The 17810-nt window shown below is 69.3% G+C and carries 14 protein-coding genes and 1 tRNA gene; 10 read left to right on the forward strand and 5 right to left on the reverse strand.

Annotated features, from left to right (window positions below):
* Nucleotides 1-35: 35 nt before the first annotated feature.
* Complete coding sequence (locus tag C5E05_RS01075) at nucleotides 36-2180, reverse strand: TPM domain-containing protein (protein ID WP_181059279.1); 2145 nt, start codon at nucleotides 2178-2180, stop codon at nucleotides 36-38.
* 222 nt (nucleotides 2181-2402) lie between these two features.
* On the opposite strand from C5E05_RS01075, the gene C5E05_RS01080 reads away from it, so the two are divergent.
* The gene (locus tag C5E05_RS01080; protein WP_181057794.1) at nucleotides 2403-2705 is read left to right on the forward strand and encodes a DivIVA domain-containing protein; all 303 of its coding nucleotides are present in this window, start codon (nucleotides 2403-2405) and stop codon (nucleotides 2703-2705) included.
* Between the two features lie 68 nt (nucleotides 2706-2773).
* A complete protein-coding gene (locus C5E05_RS01085) occupies nucleotides 2774-3604 on the forward strand; it encodes a siderophore-interacting protein (protein WP_104340883.1) in 831 nt (276 codons plus the stop codon).
* Nucleotides 3605-3625: 21 nt separating this feature from the next.
* On the opposite strand, the gene C5E05_RS01090 is transcribed toward C5E05_RS01085, so the two are convergent.
* The 4 genes from C5E05_RS01090 to C5E05_RS01105 all read right to left on the reverse strand — a co-directional run bounded on the left by C5E05_RS01090 (nucleotide 3626) and on the right by C5E05_RS01105 (nucleotide 7109).
* A complete protein-coding gene (locus C5E05_RS01090) occupies nucleotides 3626-5065 on the reverse strand; it encodes an SDR family NAD(P)-dependent oxidoreductase (protein ID WP_104298803.1) in 1440 nt (479 codons plus the stop codon).
* A 152-nt stretch (nucleotides 5066-5217) separates the two neighbouring features.
* Nucleotides 5218-6471, reverse strand: coding sequence for a formamidase (gene fmdA, locus C5E05_RS01095; protein ID WP_104241511.1), 1254 nt, complete (start codon nucleotides 6469-6471; stop codon nucleotides 5218-5220).
* Between the two features lie 78 nt (nucleotides 6472-6549).
* Nucleotides 6550-7029 (reverse strand): FmdB family zinc ribbon protein, encoded by a 480-nt coding sequence (locus C5E05_RS20670; protein ID WP_104241510.1) that lies wholly within the window; start codon nucleotides 7027-7029, stop codon nucleotides 6550-6552.
* A 7-nt stretch (nucleotides 7030-7036) separates the two neighbouring features.
* Nucleotides 7037-7109 (reverse strand) — tRNA-Arg (locus tag C5E05_RS01105).
* 130 nt (nucleotides 7110-7239) lie between these two features.
* Between C5E05_RS01105 and C5E05_RS01110 the strand changes: the two genes are divergently transcribed.
* The 8 genes from C5E05_RS01110 (at nucleotide 7240) to rho (ending at nucleotide 17801) form a co-directional block, all read left to right on the forward strand.
* Nucleotides 7240-8031, forward strand: a complete 792-nt coding sequence (locus C5E05_RS01110; RefSeq protein WP_181057844.1) for a transglutaminase family protein — start codon at nucleotides 7240-7242, stop codon at nucleotides 8029-8031.
* A gap of 57 nt (nucleotides 8032-8088) precedes the next feature.
* The gene (argS, locus tag C5E05_RS01115; protein WP_104241508.1) at nucleotides 8089-9753 is read left to right on the forward strand and encodes an arginine--tRNA ligase; all 1665 of its coding nucleotides are present in this window, start codon (nucleotides 8089-8091) and stop codon (nucleotides 9751-9753) included.
* 6 nt (nucleotides 9754-9759) lie between these two features.
* Nucleotides 9760-10545 (forward strand): DUF2993 domain-containing protein, encoded by a 786-nt coding sequence (locus C5E05_RS01120; protein ID WP_104241507.1) that lies wholly within the window; start codon nucleotides 9760-9762, stop codon nucleotides 10543-10545.
* A 107-nt stretch (nucleotides 10546-10652) separates the two neighbouring features.
* The gene (locus C5E05_RS01125) at nucleotides 10653-11768 is read left to right on the forward strand and encodes an LmeA family phospholipid-binding protein (protein WP_104241506.1); all 1116 of its coding nucleotides are present in this window, start codon (nucleotides 10653-10655) and stop codon (nucleotides 11766-11768) included.
* Between the two features lie 66 nt (nucleotides 11769-11834).
* On the forward strand, nucleotides 11835-13295 hold the full coding sequence (gene lysA, locus C5E05_RS01130) for a diaminopimelate decarboxylase (RefSeq protein ID WP_104241505.1): 1461 nt from the start codon (nucleotides 11835-11837) through the stop codon (nucleotides 13293-13295).
* A gap of 13 nt (nucleotides 13296-13308) precedes the next feature.
* Nucleotides 13309-14661: a homoserine dehydrogenase gene (locus C5E05_RS01135; protein ID WP_104241504.1), complete on the forward strand. Its 1353-nt coding sequence runs from the start codon at nucleotides 13309-13311 to the stop codon at nucleotides 14659-14661.
* A gap of 96 nt (nucleotides 14662-14757) precedes the next feature.
* On the forward strand, nucleotides 14758-15708 hold the full coding sequence (thrB, locus tag C5E05_RS01140) for a homoserine kinase (RefSeq protein ID WP_104241503.1): 951 nt from the start codon (nucleotides 14758-14760) through the stop codon (nucleotides 15706-15708).
* 143 nt (nucleotides 15709-15851) lie between these two features.
* Entirely contained in the window at nucleotides 15852-17801 is a 1950-nt protein-coding gene (rho, locus tag C5E05_RS01145; RefSeq protein WP_104241502.1) for a transcription termination factor Rho, read from the forward strand.
* The last annotated feature ends 9 nt before the right edge of the window (nucleotides 17802-17810 follow it).

The raw sequence follows: 17810 nt of genomic DNA on the forward strand, positions 1-17810 counted from the left end.
TGATCGTGGAGCGCTGCCTCCGCGCTGGGTGCGCGTCAGCGCCTTCTGCCGCCGCCCGAGGAGCGGAAGCCCCCTCCCGAGGAGCGGAAGCCGCCAGATGAGCGGAAGCCCGACGAGCCGCCGCCCGATCGGCGGCCAGAGCCGCCGCCCCACGAGCTGCCGCCGCCCCAGGAGCTTCGGCTTGAGGAGCCGCTGTTGCTGATGAGACCGCCGAGGATACCGCCCAGGAGTCCGGAGTTGAAGCTGCTGTTGGAGTTCGAACCCGAGGACACACCCCAGCTCTGCTCGTAGCCGCTGCGCTGCATCTGCACCTGGCTTCTCGCCTGCTCTGTGGCCCGCTCGGCAAGGCTGATGGCGCTCTTGGCGCGCTGCATCGCCTCTTCAGGCTGAGTGGCCGCGAGCTGCTCCGCCGTGCGGAGCTCGGTCTCCGCCTGCTGGATTCGCGCGCGCGGCTCGCTCTCCACGGCACCTCGACGTGCGTCGATGAACTGGAGTCCGCCCGTGACGGCGGAGCGAGCCTGGGCGAGGGCGACGTCGAGCTGTCTGCGCAGCCCCGCCAGGCGCTCGTGCTCCTGGAGGAGCGACGCGATCGCTGCGTCGAGGGCCTCGTCCGCCTCCCTGAGGCCTCCGAGCGTCCTGAGCGGATCTGCGGCCGAGGCGCTGCCGGAGCGGGCCCTGGCGATCGCCTCCTGGGCGGTGGCCTGCGCGGCGGCGGCGGCGGCGGCGACATCCGGCTGCAGCGACGCCTGCTGGACGAGCTGGGTACTGCGCGCGAGACCGGCCTCCAGCTCGCCGATCTCCTGGCGGATGAGCTGCTCCGCGTTCTCGAGGTCGCTGGCGGCGGCGCCGATGGAGCCCAGAACCGAGGTCACCTGCGAGAGCGCGAGCTGCGCGTCGCCGATATCGACGGCGGCTGGCCCCGTCCGTCCCTCACGGAGACCGCTATCTGCGTTCTGCGTCTCGGTGCGCGCGAGCGCAAGCAGCTCGCGAGCGTGGCTGGTCGAGTCGTCGACCGTGGAGAGCGCCTGCGGGCTGTAGCGGGCGCGGAGCGCCGTCAGCTGGGACTCGGCGCCCTGCATCTGTCCTTCGAGTCGATCGAGTTCGCCGCGGACCTGCCTAAGCAGCTCTGGCGCGTTGCGCTCCATGTCCCGGAGCTTCTCGAAGCGCGCTGCCTGTTCGGCGACGCGTTGCTCTGCCAGGTTCACGAAACCGAGGATGGCCTCGTTCATCTGCATCTGGGCTGGCAGCGGCTCTGGTTCGGTGTCGAGGTACTGGCCCTGGACGCCGAACGCACGACGCAGCTGCTCGCGGGCATCCGCCACCGCTGCCCGGTATTCGGCAACCGGCTCGGGTCCGAACTGCGCCTCGGCGAAGCTGACCTCCTGGTCGGCGGAGTTCACCAGGTTGTCGACCCTGACGAGCTCGCCGGCCGCGCGCTGCGCGAGCTGCTCGAGTTGCGCCTTCTGCTCGGCCTCCGTCGCCTGCTGGCCCTTCTTCTTCTTGCGCCGAGCGCTGAGCACGACGAAGAGGATGATGAGGGCGACCACGACGATGAACCCGCCAACGAAGAGGAAGATCGTGCCGACGGCGGCACCCGTCACGAGTTCGCCGCCACCGGCGCCGCCGCTGGTCGTGCCGGCACCGGTGAGCTCCTGGCGGATCGAGTCCGCCGCCGAGATAGCGGCCTGACCGTACTGCCCGGAGTCGAGGTTCGGGGCGATCGACTGCGTCTCGATGTCGCGCAGGGCACCGTCGCCCAGGGGGAACGCGCTGTCGGTGTTGAGTCCGAAGTCGAGCTGGTCGACACCGACGTACAGGATGACGGCCTCGGAGCCGAGGTCGTTGGCCGAAGCGAACTCGCTGGCCCAGTCGAACCCGGAGCTCGGGTTGGAGAAGCGATCGACGATCGCGAAGTACATCGTGTAGTCGGTCTCGGCCTCGAGTGTCGAGATCGCCTGCTCGATATCGGAGGTGTCGCCGGTGACGAGCCCATTCGGGTCGAAGATGTGGCCCTGCGGCGAGCCGGGGCTCTCGGCCGGGGCTATTGCGGTGGAGGAGCCGGAGGAAGTGATCGGAGAGACCTCGGCGGATGCTGGCGCACTCGTTCCGAGGAGTGCTGCGGCAGCGATGCCGAGCAGAGCGAGCGCACGACGCACGGAGACCCCTTTCTGGCCGGTCATCGGCCTTCTCCGTAACGCTAGCGGGGTGTAGCCGTGAAGAACGTGATTGTTGTGCGCGTGGTGACGCCACGAGTGAACAGGCGGCGAACAGCGCCTGTCGCAGGTGAGCGCTTGGTGACGATCCGGGGTCGATGTGTGATTCCACATGGAGTTCCGTAGAATTGTCGCGCACCGGACAAGCACTCCTTGTCCGGTTTTCACATGAGACACCGGAGGTTCAACGTGCGAAGTGAAGATGTACGCACCAAGCGTTTCAACGCGCTGAAGTTCGACGGATGCTACGACGTCCGAGAGGTCGACCAGTTCCTCGACCAAGCCGCCGCCGCGCTCGAGGCGTACGAGAGGGGCCTGCGGGAGCAGGCGCAGATCGTCAGGTCCCACGAGGTCGAGGCCGTCAAGTTCACGTCCCGCGTCTACGAGCGCGGCTACTCCGCCCAGGAGGTGGATGTCTTCCTCGAGCAGCTCGCGGAGGCGCTCGGCAGCTACGAGACAGAGTCCGGCGCCGAGGGGCTCGCGCAGCGCTGAGCGACAGGCGCGCCTCAGGAGGGCTTGTTAGGCTGGCCTAACTCACCCCGAACGAGGAGCCCATAACCGTGACAGACGTCGTTACCCAGAAGCCCCGCAAGCGGGGACCCACCGTCCGCCTGAGTGTGGAGCGCACCGAGCGGCTCAGTCGCTCGCTGGTCCGGGTCCACTTCCTCGGGGCAGACCTCGACGACTTCGACCTCGAGCACGCCGACACCTACCTGAAGCTGCACTTCGGCGGAGGCGTCGGCGAGCTCGAGCTGCCGTTCGATCTCCAAGAGCTCCGCGCGACGCTTCCCACCGAGCAGGTCCCCGTCCGGCGCACCTACACGGTTCGCGGGATCGACCGCGCGAGCGGGACGGTCTCCGTCGATTTCGTCGTCCATGGCGACGCAGGTGTCGCCGGCCCGTGGGCTCGCGACGCGAAGCCGGGCGACGTCATCGTGGCCACGACACCGCACGGTGCCTACTCGCCGCTCCCCGAGAGCGACTGGCATCTCATCTGCGGTGACGAGTCCGCACTCCCGGCGATCGCCCGAACCCTCGAAGTGCTCCCCGAGGACGCGAAGGGCGCGGTCCTCGTGGAGGTAGCCGGGGAGGAGGACCACATCGAGCTCGCGGCCCCGACGGGGGTCAGCGTCCAGTGGCTCCACCGAGGCGAGCATGGCGGGTTCGACCAGCAGCTGATCGCGGCAGCCGTCGAGGACCTGGCGTTCCCTGATGGGCTCGTGCAGGTCTTCGCACACGGCGAGCGCGAGCAGATGAAGCGACTCAGGAAGATCTTCTCCGCCCGTGGCGTCGAGCGCTCGCAGCTCTCCCTCTCCGGCTACTGGGCCGCAGGACGCACGGAAGACGCCTTCCAGAGCGAGAAGCGCGAGCCCGTCGGCCAGATCTTCTGATCCGGCGAGCTCGCCCTCCCGCTACCAGGAGCCGGGCTTGTAGTCCTTGAGGAAGACCCCGAAGAGATCCTCGCCCGACTCGCCGCGCACGATCGGGTCGTAGACGCGGGCCGCACCGTCGACGAGGTCGAGGGGGGCGTGGAATCCCTCCTCGGCGAGGCGGATCTTCGTGAAATGGGGCCGCTCATCCGTGATCCAGCCGGTGTCGACGGCGGTCATGAGGATGCGGTCGCTCTCGAACATCTCCCGAGCGCTGGTGCGCGTGAGCATGTTCAGGGCCGCCTTCGCCATGTTCGTGTGGGGGTGGCCCGGGCCCTTGTAGCCGCGTCCGAAGACCCCCTCCATCGCGGAGACGTTGACGATGTAGGTGCGGCGCGCCGATGACGCCTTGAGCGCGCCACGGAGCCTGCTCACGAGCAGGAACGGTGCCGTCATGTTCGCGAGCTGCACTTCGAGCATCTCGAGGGGCTCGACCTCGTCGACGTGCTGCGTCCACGAGTTGATGTGCAGCTCGTCCGGGAGCAGGCCGCCCGCGTCGATGGCGGTGCCAGCCGCGAGCCGCTCGAGCGACGAGGAGCCGGCAGTCATGGCGTCTGCGGTCAGCTCCTCGGCCGTGCGTCCCGCCGCCGAGGACAGGATCGGGTGCGCGGCGACCGACTCCGCCAGGGCGAGCGGGTGCGCGTCGTTCGTGTGCCCGAAGGTCACGAGCTCGGGAAGCGGCCCGTCCGGCAGCGGCGCGAGCTCCGCCTCGACGAGCGGCGCGTAGGAGCCGGGGGAGCGGCGCACCGTCTGGGCGGCATTGTTGATGAGGATGTCCAGCGGGCCAGCGGCCGTGACGGAGTCGGCGAGGCCCATGACCTGTGCGGGATCACGGAGGTCGATGCCGACGATCTTGAGCCGGTCGATCCACTCCGGCGAGTCAGGCAGGGCCGAGAACCGGCGGACGGCGTCGCGCGGGAAGCGCGTCGTGATCGTCGTGTGGGCGCCGTCGCGGAGCAGCCGCAGCGCGATGTACATCCCGATCTTCGCTCGACCGCCCGTGAGCAGGGCCCGCTTGCCAGTCAGGTCGGCGCGCGCATCGCGCTTCGAGTGGCTGAAGGCGGCGCATTCTGGGCAGAGCTGGTGGTAGAAGGCGTCGACCACCGTGTACGGCTGCTTGCAGATATAGCAGGCGCGTGGCTTGAGCAGCTCGCCGGCCGTCGGGGCGGTCGTCGACGTCGAGATCGGGATGCCGCGGGTCTCGTCGTCGATGCGGTCCGGTGCGCCCGTGGCGGTCGCGGCGACGACGGCCTTGTCGGCGTCGGCGATGCGCTGGCGCTTCGCGGCGCGCCCGACGCGCTTCACGTCCTTGAAGAACTGCGCCGTCGCCCGACGGACCGTGATGAAGTCCGGGTCCTCGCGGTCGTAGGCGGAGAGCTGCTCGAGCACGCGCAAGGTCGTCGCGAGGTCGGCCTCGGCGATGCGCTCTGGCGCGAATTCCGCGCCGTCGGTCTCTTCTGGCGTCGCCGTGGGCGTCTCGTCTGGGGTCTCGGAAGGCACACGAGATTGTAGAGGCCAGCGGGCAGGCGCGCCACACGCGCCCACCCGCCGGCCTCGCGGGCCTCACCCCTCGACTAGGAGGCGACCGCCCTCGGCGCCCCCATGCCGGGGTCGATCTGGTCCGGGCCGTTCGCCGACGGGCGCACGTCGAAGTCGAAGATCGCCGTGGGCAGATAGACGGTGGAGCACGAGTTCGGGATGTCGACGACGCCGGAGAGTCGACCCTCGATGGGGGCCGAGCCGAGGAGCAGGTAGGCCTGCTCCGGTGCGTAGCCAAACTTCGTGAGGTAGTCGATCGCGTGCAGGCACGCCCGCTGGTAGGACAGATGGGAGTCGAGGTAGCGCTGCTCCCCGTCGAGCGTGACCGACGTGCCGGAGAACGCGATCCACTCGCTGTAGTTGGGCTCCACATTGCCCGGCATGAAGATGGCGTTCTCCGAGACGCCGTACGTCTCCATGCCTCCCTTGATCAGGTCGACGCGCACATCCATGAAGCCGCCCATCTCGATGGCGCCGCAGAAGGTGATCTCCCCATCGCCCTGGGAGAAGTGCAGGTCGCCCATCGACAGGTTCGCGCCGTCGACGAAGACGGGGTAGAAGATGCGGGTGCCCTTCGAGAGGTTCTTGATGTCCTGGTTGCCGCCGTTCTCGCGCGGGGGAGCCGTCCTGGCGGCCTCGCCGGCGACACGATCGAACTCGGAATCCGGGAGCGAGCCGAGCACGGCGAACTGCGGCTCCGGCGGCAGCGCGAGTGGCGGCACCCTGCCTGGGTCGGTCGCGATGAGCTTTCCCTCACGCGCGTTCCACTTCGCCAGCAGCTCCGCCGACGGAGCCGTCCCCATGAGGCCCGGGTGGATGAGGCCCGTGAAGGACACCCCGGGCACGTGACGTGACGTGGCCGTCTGGCCGCTGAAGTCCCAGATCGCCTTGTAGGCGTCCGGGAACTGATCGGTGAGGAACCCTCCGCCGTTCTCCTTCGCGAAAATTCCCGTGTAGCCCCACCCCTGGCCTGCGAGCGGACCCTTCTCCTGAGGAATCGGGCCGACGTCGAGGATGTCGACGATGAGGAGGTCGCCAGGTTTCGCACCCTCGATCCGGAACGGCCCGCTCAGCTTGTGCACCGTCAGCAGCGGCGCGTTCAGGATGTCCTCTGCGGAGTCGTCGTTGACGATCGCCCCGTCGAACCACTCCCGGCAGTCGACGCGGAACTCGTCGCCGGGCTTCACCGTCGCGACCGGCGGGATCTCCGGATGCCACCTGTTGTGGCCGATCTTCTCCTGGTCCTCGAACTTCTTCGTCGAGTCGAGTGGAAACAGCACGTCTGGCATGGCTCGGTCCTTTTCGTCGGTGACCGATTCGCCGTCCCTTGCGTGGCGGCAGCCTCGGTCGGTGCGAGCCCCGCGACGTCAGTGTCGCGGCAGCTTCGCGTGGAGTGGGTTGCGAGTGATGCCGCCGCCGGGTCTCCGAGGAGCTCCGGGGAGCGAGGTCACGACGTCCGGCTCATGCGCGGATCTCGAGGCGGCATCGATGAGGCCGTAGGCGGAAGAGCCTGCGACGGAGAGATGCGGGGCAGCCGGGCGGCGCCTCGCGTCTTGCCCGCACTCGGGACACACGGATCTCTCCGGCACCGAGTGCATGGTGTGCACCTCGTCGAAGCGGTGCGCGCTCTCGCACCGATACGTGTAGGTGGGCATCCTTGCCTCCCCTCGTCGAGGTACTGCCGACCGTAGCGGTGGGGCGCCGAGAGTGTCAATGTCCTCTCGGACACGCGTGCTGCGCGTCGGCGGGCGGATCCCAGCGTGTGAGCAGGAGCGTCCGCACGCTGCGGACGCGGAAGGGCCCGGTGCTGCTGAGCAGCGCCGGGCCCTTGCGATGTCACCAGACATCGAGATGTGCCCCCGACAGGAGTCGAACCTGCGACCTTCGGTACCGGAAACCGGTGCTCTATCCACTGAGCTACGGAGGCGGATGCGGAACTGAGCTTTCAGCAACGCGGAGCCAATACTAACAGGGCGCGAGGGTGCCCGAACGCCACTGCTCGCCGCCACGCGCGGCTGTGGGGGATGGCCACGGGAGCGTGACACAATCCGCTGGTGATGCGAAAGATCGAATCTGCCATTGACCTCGAACTCGACGGGGAAGCCGACCTCGTGTTCTCGATCGCTGCCCACACGCTGGCGAACCTCGAGAGCGAGTCGTTCACGATCACGGGTGACGGCGTGCCCCTCGACGTCATCGAATCCATCGACCGCTCCGAGTGCCGGCTGCACCGCGTGACGACCTCAGCGAAGCACATCGAGATGCGCTACTCCGCGACGGTGCTCGACCGCGCGCAGCCGAACGAGCCGGAGGAGCTGGACCTCATCCAGTTCCGCCGTCCGTCCCGCTACGCGGAGTCGGACCTCCTCGGACCGACCGCGCGGTCGATGTTCCGCGGCAAGCAGGGCTTCGAGCTCGTCGACGCGGTCGTCGACTGGGTCTCCAGGAACATCAGCTACGTGCCGGGCTCGAGCGCCCCGACCGACGGTGCGCGCGACACCTTCCTGAAGCGCCAGGGCGTCTGCCGCGACTTCGCTCACCTGACGATCGCGTTCCTGCGCGCCAACGACCTCCCGGCGCGCCTCGTCTCCGTGTACGCGCCGGGGCTCGTGCCCATGGACTTCCACGCCGTCGTCGAGGTGCTGGTCGACGGAGCCTGGTACGTCGTCGACTCGACGCACCTCGCGCCGCGCCGCCTCATGCAGCGCATCGCGAGCGGTCGGGATGCCGCGGACACGGCGTTCCTGAGCAACACGATCGCGAACCTCCGCCTGTCCAAGCTGCACGTCGACGCGACCTCGAGCGAGGTCATCCTCGAGGACTGGACCGAGCGGGTGCAGCTGGGTTGACGGTGGCGCGAGCAAGCGCCGCCGACGGCCCTCGAGCGCCTCTAGGATGGGAGGCCTATGACTTCTCCAGCTCTCGTCACGGCACTCACCACCGCTGTCAACGCCGCGCTCGCGCCCCTCGAGGGCGCTGAGGGCATCACCGTCCCCGAGACGGACATCGTTCTCGAACGGCCGCGCAACCGCGACCACGGCGACTGGGCATCGAACATCGCGATGCGCCTCGCGAAGCGCGTCGGCACCAACCCGCGTGAGCTGGCCTCCGGCATCGTCGAACAGCTGATCCTCGACCCCCAGGTGGCGAGTGCAGATGTCGCGGGACCCGGCTTCATCAACATCACCCTCGACACGGCCACGGCGGGCGCGCTCGCCAAGGTGATCGTCGACGCCGGATCGGCCTACGGCAATGGCGACTCGCTCGCCGGCGTCAAGCTCAACCTCGAGTTCGTCTCCGCCAACCCGACGGGCCCCATCCACATGGGCGGTGTCCGCTGGGCGGCCGTCGGCGACTCCCTGGCCCGCGTCCTCACGGCGGCAGGTGCCGACGTGACGCGCGAGTACTACTTCAACGACCACGGGGCGCAGATCGACCGCTTCGCGCGGTCGCTCCTCGCGGCGTACCTCGGCGAGGGCACTCCGGAGGACGGCTACGGCGGTGCCTACATCAGCGACATCGCCGGGCAGGTTGCCGCGGCCTACGGTGAGGGCATCGCGGAGCTCGACCGGGAGGCCCAGCAGGAGGTCTTCCGCTCCAAGGGCGTCGAGCAGATGTTCGGCGAGATCAAGCAGAAGCTGCACGACTTCGGCGTCGACTTCGACGTGTTCTTCCACGAGGATTCGGTGCACGAGTCCGGTGCGGTCTCGCGGGCCATCGAGCGCCTCCGCGAGCAGGGCCAGATCTTCGAGCAGGACGGTGCGCAGTGGCTGCGCACCACCGAGTTCGGCGACGACAAGGACCGCGTCGTCGTTCGATCCAACGGCAGCCCGACCTACATGGCCGGCGATATCGGCTACTACCTCGACAAGCGCGAGCGTGGCTTCGACCAGTGCATCATCATGCTCGGCGCCGACCACCACGGCTACGTCGCGCGCATGATGGCGATGGTCGCGGCGTTCGGCGACCAGCCGGGCGTCAACCTGCAGATCCTCATCGGCCAGATGGTGAATCTCGTGAAGGACGGCGAGCCCGTGCGCATGTCGAAGCGCGCCGGCACGATCGTGACGCTCGACGACCTCGTCGACGCCGTCGGCGTCGACGCGGGCCGCTACGCGCTCGTGCGCTCCTCGGCGAACTCGACGCTCGACATCGACCTCGACGTCCTCGCGCAGCGCACCAACGACAACCCCGTCTACTACGTGCAGTACGCGCACGCCCGGACCTGCGCGGTCGGACGCAACGCCGCCGAGTCCGGCGTCGACCGCTCGGTCTTCGAGCCGTCGCTGCTCGACCACGAGTCCGAGTCGGCGCTCCTCGGGGCGCTGCAGGACTTCCCGCGCGTCGTCGCGGCCGCCGCCGAGCTGCGCGAGCCGCACCGCGTCGCGCGCTTCGCGGAGGAGCTCGCTGGCCTCTACCACCGCTGGTACGACAGCTGCCGTGTCATCCCGCGTGGGGACGACGAGATCACCGACCTCCACCGCACCCGCCTGTGGCTGAACGACGCCACGAGCACGGTCCTGCGCTCGGCACTCACCATGCTCGGCGTCTCGGCTCCCGAGCGGATGTAGTCGGACGTGACCGCGCTCGGTCCGCCGGAGGAGCGCATCCAGCTCCTGCGGACGTCGCGTGCACGCAGCTGGGTCAAGGCCTCGCTCTGGCTGCTCGGCGCCCTGCTGCTGCTCGTCGGCCTCGACGTCGGGGTTCGCCTCGTCGCGCAGGATCGCATCGCCCAGCAGGTGCAGGACACGCTCCCGCCCGGGGTGGACGGTGAGGTCAGCGCGCGCGTGCACGGCTTCTCGACGCTGTGGCAGCTCGCCACCGGTCGGGCGAGCCACGTCACGGTGTCAGCGGATGAGCTCACCGCCTACGGCCTGAACCTGGCGGCGACCGTGGACGCGTACGGCGTGCACATCTTCGACGGGATGCGGACCGAGATGCTCACGGGCACGCTCAACGTGCCGGAAGCGACCCTCGAGGGCGTTGCCGCGCTCCCCGGAACCGATGCGTCGCTGGAACTCGGCGACGACGAGCTGTCCTACCGGTCGACGGTCTCCATCCTGGGCCTCACGGGCACGCTCACCGTCGACGCGCAGCTGCGCCTCGTCGATGGCGAGGTGATCATCGATCCGACGGACGTCGAGGTGTCAGGGACGGCCTTTGGACAGGCCCTCACGCAGGCGCTCCCTGACATCGCGGAGTTCGCGGTGCCGATCTGCACCGCCGACTACCTCCCCGCCGGTCTGCACGTGTCCGAGCTGCGCATCGCGGAGGGGATGCTCACGGTCGGCGTCGAGGCGAGGAACATCGCACTCTCTGCCGAGATCCCGGATTCCGGGGAGTTCTCCACCTGTCGCGACTAGTTTCGAGCTGCGACGATGGGGTCCGTGCCGACGAGGCCGCCCCGACGCGCTCGACGGATCGCACTCCGCGCGACGTCGGCCGGCCGCCGAAGAACTGGAGAACTGAGATGAGCATGCCGCCGAACGGACAGGGCTTCGGGCAGCAGCCGGGGCAGGGCCAGCATCCCGGATACGGTCAGCAGGCATCGCAGCCCGGGTACGGACAGCAGCCCGGCCAGCCGCAGCAGCCCGGACACGGCCAAGCACCCCAGCAGCAGCCCCCGTACGGCCAGGGCTCCGGGTACCCGCAGCCCTCGCAGCAGCCCGGCTACGGGCAGCAGCCGCAAGGACCGGGCTACGGCCAGCAGCAGCGGCCGCAGCAGTTCGGCCAGCCGCAGCACGGCGGCGCCCCACAGCAGTACGCGCAGTCGGGCGGTCAGCCGCCGCACGGTCAGCAGCCGGGTCCGTGGCAGGGCGGCCAGCCCCCGCAGGGCAAGAGGCCTCGGCCCTGGTACGCGCAATGGTGGCTCTGGACGGGCGTCGGTGTCGTCGTGATCGCCGGTGGTCTCGTCGTGGGCGAGGCCGTGGCCCGGGGGAACGTCACGAGCGCACTCGAGGAGCAGGCGGGGAAGATCGTCATCGACAACTACGGCGAGGCGGCGGCCCCGAGCGAGTACGCCGTCACGGTGGATGGCTTCAGCGTCCTCGCGCAGCTCCTCACCGGCAAGATCGAGCACGCCACCATGACGTCGCAGGGCGACGGCGACATCACCGTGGGCATCGACCTCACGGGCATCGACGCGTCGCTCGAAGGTCCCGTGGACTCGACCACGGTCGATCTCGTCGTCTCGACCGACGTCCTCGACGGCGTTCCTGCCGCGCTCCAGGGCGAGGAGAGCGAGATCAACACCGACTCCTACGACACGACCATCAGCTACGGCGACAACGTGATCAACATCGAGGCCATCAGCGGCACCGGCGAGTGGCAGGTGAAGGTCGAGTCCGAGCTCGGCTACGAGGCGACGGACGGCAAGCTCTTCGTGACGAGCGACAGCAGCATGACGCTCTTCGGGACCAGCATCCCGTTCGGCTCGAACGAGAAGGTCGAGGTGCCGACCTGTGCGGACTCGGAGCTCGAGGCGCAGGTCACCGAGGCGACCGTCTCCAGCGACGCGATCTCGTTCTCGTGGAAGGTCGACGGCGCGCAGCTGAGCGAGCTGCCCGCGGTGGCCGACTGCCTGTAGTCCGGCCGCGTGCGCGCTTGGGCCTCTCGCCTGTTCCGGCGAGGGGCCAGCCGATAGCATGCTCTGGTGCCTGAAGCTCTCCACGAACCCCACGCCACCCGCCAGACGGCTGCCAGCCCCCTGGCGCCCGCCGACCTCGATGTTCCGTCGGATCTCAACGAGCTCGACTCCCACGTCTGGTCGAGGAACGCCGCCCGAGCAGTTGACGGGGCGATCGAGATCGCGGGCATGGACGTCCGAGCGCTTGCGGAGCGGTTCGCGACGCCGCTCTACATCGTCGACGAGGTCGACGCCCGCGCGCGTGCAGCGGAGACCGTCGCCGCCTTCGCCGCCGCCTTCGAGCCCCTCGGCGTCACCGCCAAGGTCTACTACGCGGGCAAGGCGTTCCTGAGCGCCGACGTCGTCCGCTGGATGCTCGAGGCGGGCTGCGCCATCGACGTCTGCAGCGAAGGCGAGCTCGCCCTCGCGATCGCCGCGGGCGCACCACCCGCACGCATCGGCTTCCACGGCAACAACAAGTCGACGCGCGAGATCGGCATCGCCGTCGCCGCCGGTATCGGGGCGATCGTGCTCGACAGCTCCCAGGAGCTCGACCGCGTCGCGGTGGCCGCCCTGGCCGCGGGCGTTCGGCAGCCCGTGAGGCTGCGCGTCAACTCCGGTGTGCACGCCTCGACACACGAGTTCCTCGCCACGAGCCGAGAGGACCAGAAGTTCGGCATCCCCCTCGACGAGGTGGATGCGTTCGTCGCGCGCATCCGCGAGCACGATTCCCTAGAGTTCCTCGGCCTGCACTCGCACATCGGCTCGCAGATCTTCGACGCCGATGGGTTCGGCGAGGCCGCCGACCGCCTCGTCGAAGTCCACGCTCGCCTCCTCGAAGGGGGACCGGTTCCGGAGCTGAACCTCGGGGGTGGCTACGGCATCGCCTACCTGCCGCGCGAGACGCCCACCGACATCCGCACGATGGCCTCCCACATCGCCTCCCACGTGGCAGCGGCCTGCTCGAGGCTCGGCGTCGCAGTGCCGAACATGGCCTTCGAACCGGGGCGGACCATCATCGGCCCCGCCGGGACCGCCCTGTACGAGGTCGGGACGACGAAGACCGTTCGAGTCCCGCTCGACGAGGGCGGCAGTGCCGAGCGACTCTACGTCTCCGTCGACGGCGGCATGAGCGACAACGTCAGGGCGGCCCTCTACGAGGCCGAGTACAGCGTTCGCCTGGCTTCGCGGGCCTCCGCGGCCGACGCAGCGCTCGTTCGTGTCGTTGGAAAACACTGCGAGTCCGGCGACATCGTCGTTCTGGCAGACTATCTTCCGAGCGATGTCGCCCCTGGCGACCTCGTCGCCGTGCCAGCGACCGGCGCATACTGCTGGTCGCTCTCGAGCAACTACAACATGATCGGCCGACCGGCCGTCGTCGCGGTTCGCGACGGCGAGGCGCGCACGCTGATCCGTGCGGAGTCCGTGGCCGATCTGCTTGCCAGAGACGCGGGACTCCCAGCTGCCGTGACCGATGAGCGCCCGTAACCGAGGAGAACCGATGAACCAGAACCGACCCATCCGAGTCGCCCTGCTCGGCGCGGGATCCGTCGGGTCGCAGGTCGCCCGCATCCTGATCGAGAACGCCGACGAGCTCGCCGCTCGTGTCGGCGCTCCGCTGCTGCTGACCGGTATCGCCGTCCGCAACGTCGATGCGAAGCGCGACGTGGATCTGCCGAAGGAGCTCTTCACCGACGACGCGGAGCGGCTCATCCTCGGCTCCGACATAGTCATCGAGCTCATGGGCGGCATCGACCCGGCGAAGGGCCTCATCTCCCTGGCGCTGTCGACGGGTGCCGACGTCGTGACGGCGAACAAGGCGCTCGTCGCGGCGCATGGCCCCGAGCTCTTCGACCAGGCAAGGCGCGTCGGCGCTCAGCTCACCTACGAGGCCGCCGTCGCCGGCGCCATCCCGATCATCCGCCCCCTGCGCGACAGCCTCGCGGGCGACCGGGTCGAGCGCATCCTCGGCATCGTGAACGGCACGACGAACTTCATCCTCGACCGGATGCACACACGCGGCGACTCGCTCGAGGAAGCGCTGCGCATCGCCACCGACCTCGGTTACGCGGAAGCCGACCCGACGGCCGACATCGGCGGCTACGACGCCCAGCAGAAGGCGGCGATCCTCGCCTCCATCGCCTTCCACACCGAGGTCCCCGTCGAGCTCGTGCACCGCGAGGGCATCACCGAGATCACGATCGAGCAGATCGAGCGCGCCAAGGCGGCGGGCTTCGTCGTGAAGCTCCTCGCGATCTGCGAGCGCGTCACGACCGCCGACGGAGTCGAGGGCATCTCAGCGCGCGTGTACCCCGCGCTCGTCGACGCGCAGCACCCGCTCGCGTCGGTGCACGGCGGCAACAACGCCGTCTTCGTGCAGGCGCAGGCAGCCGGCGACCTCATGTTCTACGGCGCCGGCGCCGGGGGAGTGGAGACCGCGTCAGCCGTGCTCGGCGACCTCGTCTCCTCCGCCCGTCGACGCGTCAACGGTGGCCCTGGCCTCGGCGAGTCGACGCACGCCGACCTGCCCGTCCTCGACGTCGGCGAGATCACCACGCGCTACCAGATCATCCTCGAGGTGCACGACCGTCCAGGCGTGCTCGCCGAGATCGCGAAGGTCTTCAGCGACTTCGGCGTCTCCGTCTCGACGCTCGAGCAGCGCAGCGCCGACTCGGGCGATGCGACGGCTGGTTCCGGCGCACCATCGACCGGCGAGGCCGAGCGGGGCGCCACGCTCGTCATCGGCACGCACTCGGCGACCGAGCGAGCGCTCTCAGCGCTTGCGCAGGCGCTCGCCGAGCACGAGGCATCACGGCGGGTCTCCGGGGTGCTCCGTGTCGAGGGCGCGCTCTAACGCAGGGCGGTTCGACGCCGCCGACGGCACCCCGTCGGCCGTCATGCCCATCGATATCAATCCAATCGCAACAGTCCTCTGCCTAGGAGTCGCAGCATGAAGCAGGTCGAACAGGCGCGTCGCGTCGAAGTCAAGGTCCCCGCGACGAGCGCCAATCTCGGTCCGGGCTTCGACACCCTCGGACTCGCGCTTGCCGTGTACGACACGCTTGTCGTCGAGAGCGCGCCGAGCGGCGTGCTCGAGATCGAGGTCCAGGGAGTGGGGGCGGACAGCGTGCCCCGCGACGCCTCGCACCTCGTGGTGCAGTCTATCGAGCACACGCTGAACGGACTGGGCTACGAGCTGCCCGGGCTGCGCATCAGCGCCGTCAACACGATCCCGCACGGGCGAGGCATGGGCTCATCCGGCGCCGCCATCGTCTCCGGCGTCATGGCGGCTGCCGCGCTCGTGTCGAACGACGTCGATGTCGACGCGGACACGCTGCTGCGCTTCGCCACCGAGCTCGAGGGACACCCCGACAACGTCGCGCCCTGCCTCTTCGGCAGCCTCACGATCGCCTGGGTCGGCGAGAACGGCCCGCGCTCCAAGCAGCTGCTCGTGCACCGTGGCGTCTCGCCCATCGTGCTCATCCCGACGGAGACGATGTCGACGAAGCTCGCCAGGAGCCTCCAGCCGGAGAGCGTCCCCCACGCCGACGCGATCTTCAACCTCTCCCGCTCGGCGCTGCTCGTCGCCGCACTCGTGCAGAGCCCGGAGCTGCTCTTCGAGGCGACGGAGGACCGGCTCCACCAGAGCTACCGCGCATCCGCGATGCCCTTCACGAGCGGCCTCGTCGCCGAGCTGCGCGCCGCGGGGCTGCCCGCCGTGGTCTCCGGTGCGGGCCCGAGCGTCCTCGTGCTGTGCTCCAGCCCCGAGCAGCGCCTGCAGGCGGCCGCCGTCGCCGAGGCCAACACGCAGACGAAGTGGAACGCCATCATGCCCGCCGTTGATTTCCTCGGTGCTACAGTTGAGGTGCTGTCGGGCGACGCGGCCACACTCTCGGTGTAGGCACAGCGCGACAGCTTCAACTCTCCGAGCAGCGGAGTACGCACCCCCCTCGATTTCTGTCGATGTGGTTCAGAGTGTGTGAGAAGTCCCGCTCGCTCGATCTGAACACCGCAGAACGCGGTAGAGGTAAGGACTCACAGCAGATGACTGACACAACACCAACTGCGGGGCAGGAAGCCCCGCTCACCTCGATGAAGGTCGCCGACCTCCAGGCGCTTGCCGCCGGACTCCAGATCCGCGGCGCACGCAGCCTGCGGAAGGGAGCACTCATCGAGGCCATCGAGGCCGCACGCTCGAGCGCCGAGCCCGAGACGGTCGCCGCAGAGGCTCCGGCCGAAGCGGTTGAGGAGCACTCGGCACCCGTCGAGCCTTCCGCCCCCGAGGCCGAAGCGCCGACCTTCGTCGTCGATGAGACACCGGCCGTCACCGAGGACGACCGCACGGCGAACGACCGCACCGAGGCGCCGGCATCCGAGGTCTCCGAGGCCGAGCAGTCCTCGGCCCCGAGCGTCCCCGAGCTGTCCCTCGACGACCTCGTCCTCCCGCCCGCCCGCGGCGAAGCCTCAGAGCAGGACGACGCACGCGACGAGGACCAGGGCCGCGCCGGCCAGCGCAAGCGCGGTCGCGGTCGTGGACGCCGTGGTCGCGGAGCCGACAACGAGCAGGGCACGGACAACGCTGAGCCGGCCGCCAAGCAGGATGAGGCGCCAGCAGAGCAGAGCGGCGACGTGCAGGACGACGAGCAGCAGGGCGGACGCCGCCAGCGCGGACGCTCTCGCGGACGCGGCGGCGAGCAGGCACAGGGCCGTCCCGAGACCCCGCAGGCCCAGGACGCTCCGTCCGACGACGAGACCGACGAGCAGCGCCGCAGCCGCGGCGGACGCTACCGCGACCGCAAGCGCGGACGCGGAGGCGCTGAGGACACCGAGCCGGAGATCGCAGCCGACGACGTCCTCCTGCCCATCGCCGGCATCCTCGACGTCCTCGACAACTACGCCTTCGTCCGCACCAGCGGCTACCTCCCGGGACCCAACGACGTCTACGTGTCGCTCGCGCAGGTCAAGAAGTACCAGCTCCGCAAGGGCGACGCCGTCGTCGGCGCCATCCGCCAGCCGCGCGAGGGCGAGAACCAGCACGGCCGCCAGAAGTTCAACGCGATCGTCCGGTTCGACGCCATCAACGGCCAGTCGCCGGAGGAGCCGCGCCAGCGTCCCGACTTCGACTCGCTGACCGCGCTCTACCCGCAGGAGCGTCTCCGTCTCGAGACGAGCGAAGATCGCGTCGCGACTCGACTCATGGACCTCTTCGCGCCCATCGGCAAGGGCACACGTGGCCTCATCGTCGCCCCGCCCAAGTCGGGCAAATCGATCGTCCTCGAGCAGGTCGCAGCTGCCGTCGCGAAGAACAGCCCAGACGTGCACCTCATGGTCGTCCTCATCGACGAGCGTCCCGAAGAGGTGACGCACATGCAGCGCACCATCCAGGGCGAGGTCGTCGCGGCCACCTTCGACCTCCCGGCCGACGACCAGACGACCGTCGCGGAACTCGCCATCGAGCGAGCCAAGCGCCTCGTCGAGCTCGGCCACGACGTCGTCGTGCTGCTCGACGGCGTCACCCAGCTGTGCCGCGCCTACAACCTCGCGGCACCCGCATCCGGACGCATCCTGCCCGGCGGCGTCGACGCGTCCGCGCTCACCCCCGTTCGACGCTTCTTCGGCTCCGCCAAGAACGTCGAGAACGGCGGATCGCTCACGATCCTCGCCACGGCGATGATCGGCACCGGCTCCAAGACCGAGGACACCATCCTCGAGTCGTTCGCGGGAACCGGGAACATGGAGCTTCGCCTCTCGCGCGACATCGCCGACAAGCGCGTCTTCCCGGCCATCGACATCTCGCACTCGCAGACGCTCCGCGAGGAGCAGCTGCTCACGCCGCAGGAAGTCGAAGCGACCTGGAGCATCCGCCGTGGGCTCACGGGAGGCAACGCGCTCCTGTCGCTCGAAGCCGTCCTGGCACGAGTCGCCAGCACGACCACCAACGCAGAGTTCCTCGCTTCCGTCGCGAAGCAGCCCATCCGCGCAGCCAAGGCGTAGTCGTGGCCA

This window comes from Pseudoclavibacter sp. AY1H1, assembly GCF_002931055.1.
Classification (GTDB): Bacteria; Actinomycetota; Actinomycetes; order Actinomycetales; family Microbacteriaceae; genus Pseudoclavibacter.

Bases quoted from the DNA above. Each gene is read 5' to 3' on its own strand.
- thrB (WP_104241503.1), top strand. From the start codon at position 14,758: ATGAAGCAGGTCGAACAGGCGCGTCGCGTCGAAGTCAAGGTCCCCGCG.
- C5E05_RS01075 (WP_181059279.1), bottom strand. From the start codon at position 2,180: ATGACCGGCCAGAAAGGGGTCTCCGTGCGTCGTGCGCTCGCTCTGCTC.
- fmdA (WP_104241511.1), bottom strand. From the start codon at position 6,471: ATGCCAGACGTGCTGTTTCCACTCGACTCGACGAAGAAGTTCGAGGAC.
- C5E05_RS20670 (WP_104241510.1), bottom strand. From the start codon at position 7,029: ATGTCTGGTGACATCGCAAGGGCCCGGCGCTGCTCAGCAGCACCGGGC.
- C5E05_RS01110 (WP_181057844.1), top strand. From the start codon at position 7,240: ATGCGAAAGATCGAATCTGCCATTGACCTCGAACTCGACGGGGAAGCC.
- C5E05_RS01135 (WP_104241504.1), top strand. From the start codon at position 13,309: ATGAACCAGAACCGACCCATCCGAGTCGCCCTGCTCGGCGCGGGATCC.
- rho (WP_104241502.1), top strand. From the start codon at position 15,852: ATGACTGACACAACACCAACTGCGGGGCAGGAAGCCCCGCTCACCTCG.
- argS (WP_104241508.1), top strand. From the start codon at position 8,089: ATGACTTCTCCAGCTCTCGTCACGGCACTCACCACCGCTGTCAACGCC.
- C5E05_RS01125 (WP_104241506.1), top strand. From the start codon at position 10,653: ATGAGCATGCCGCCGAACGGACAGGGCTTCGGGCAGCAGCCGGGGCAG.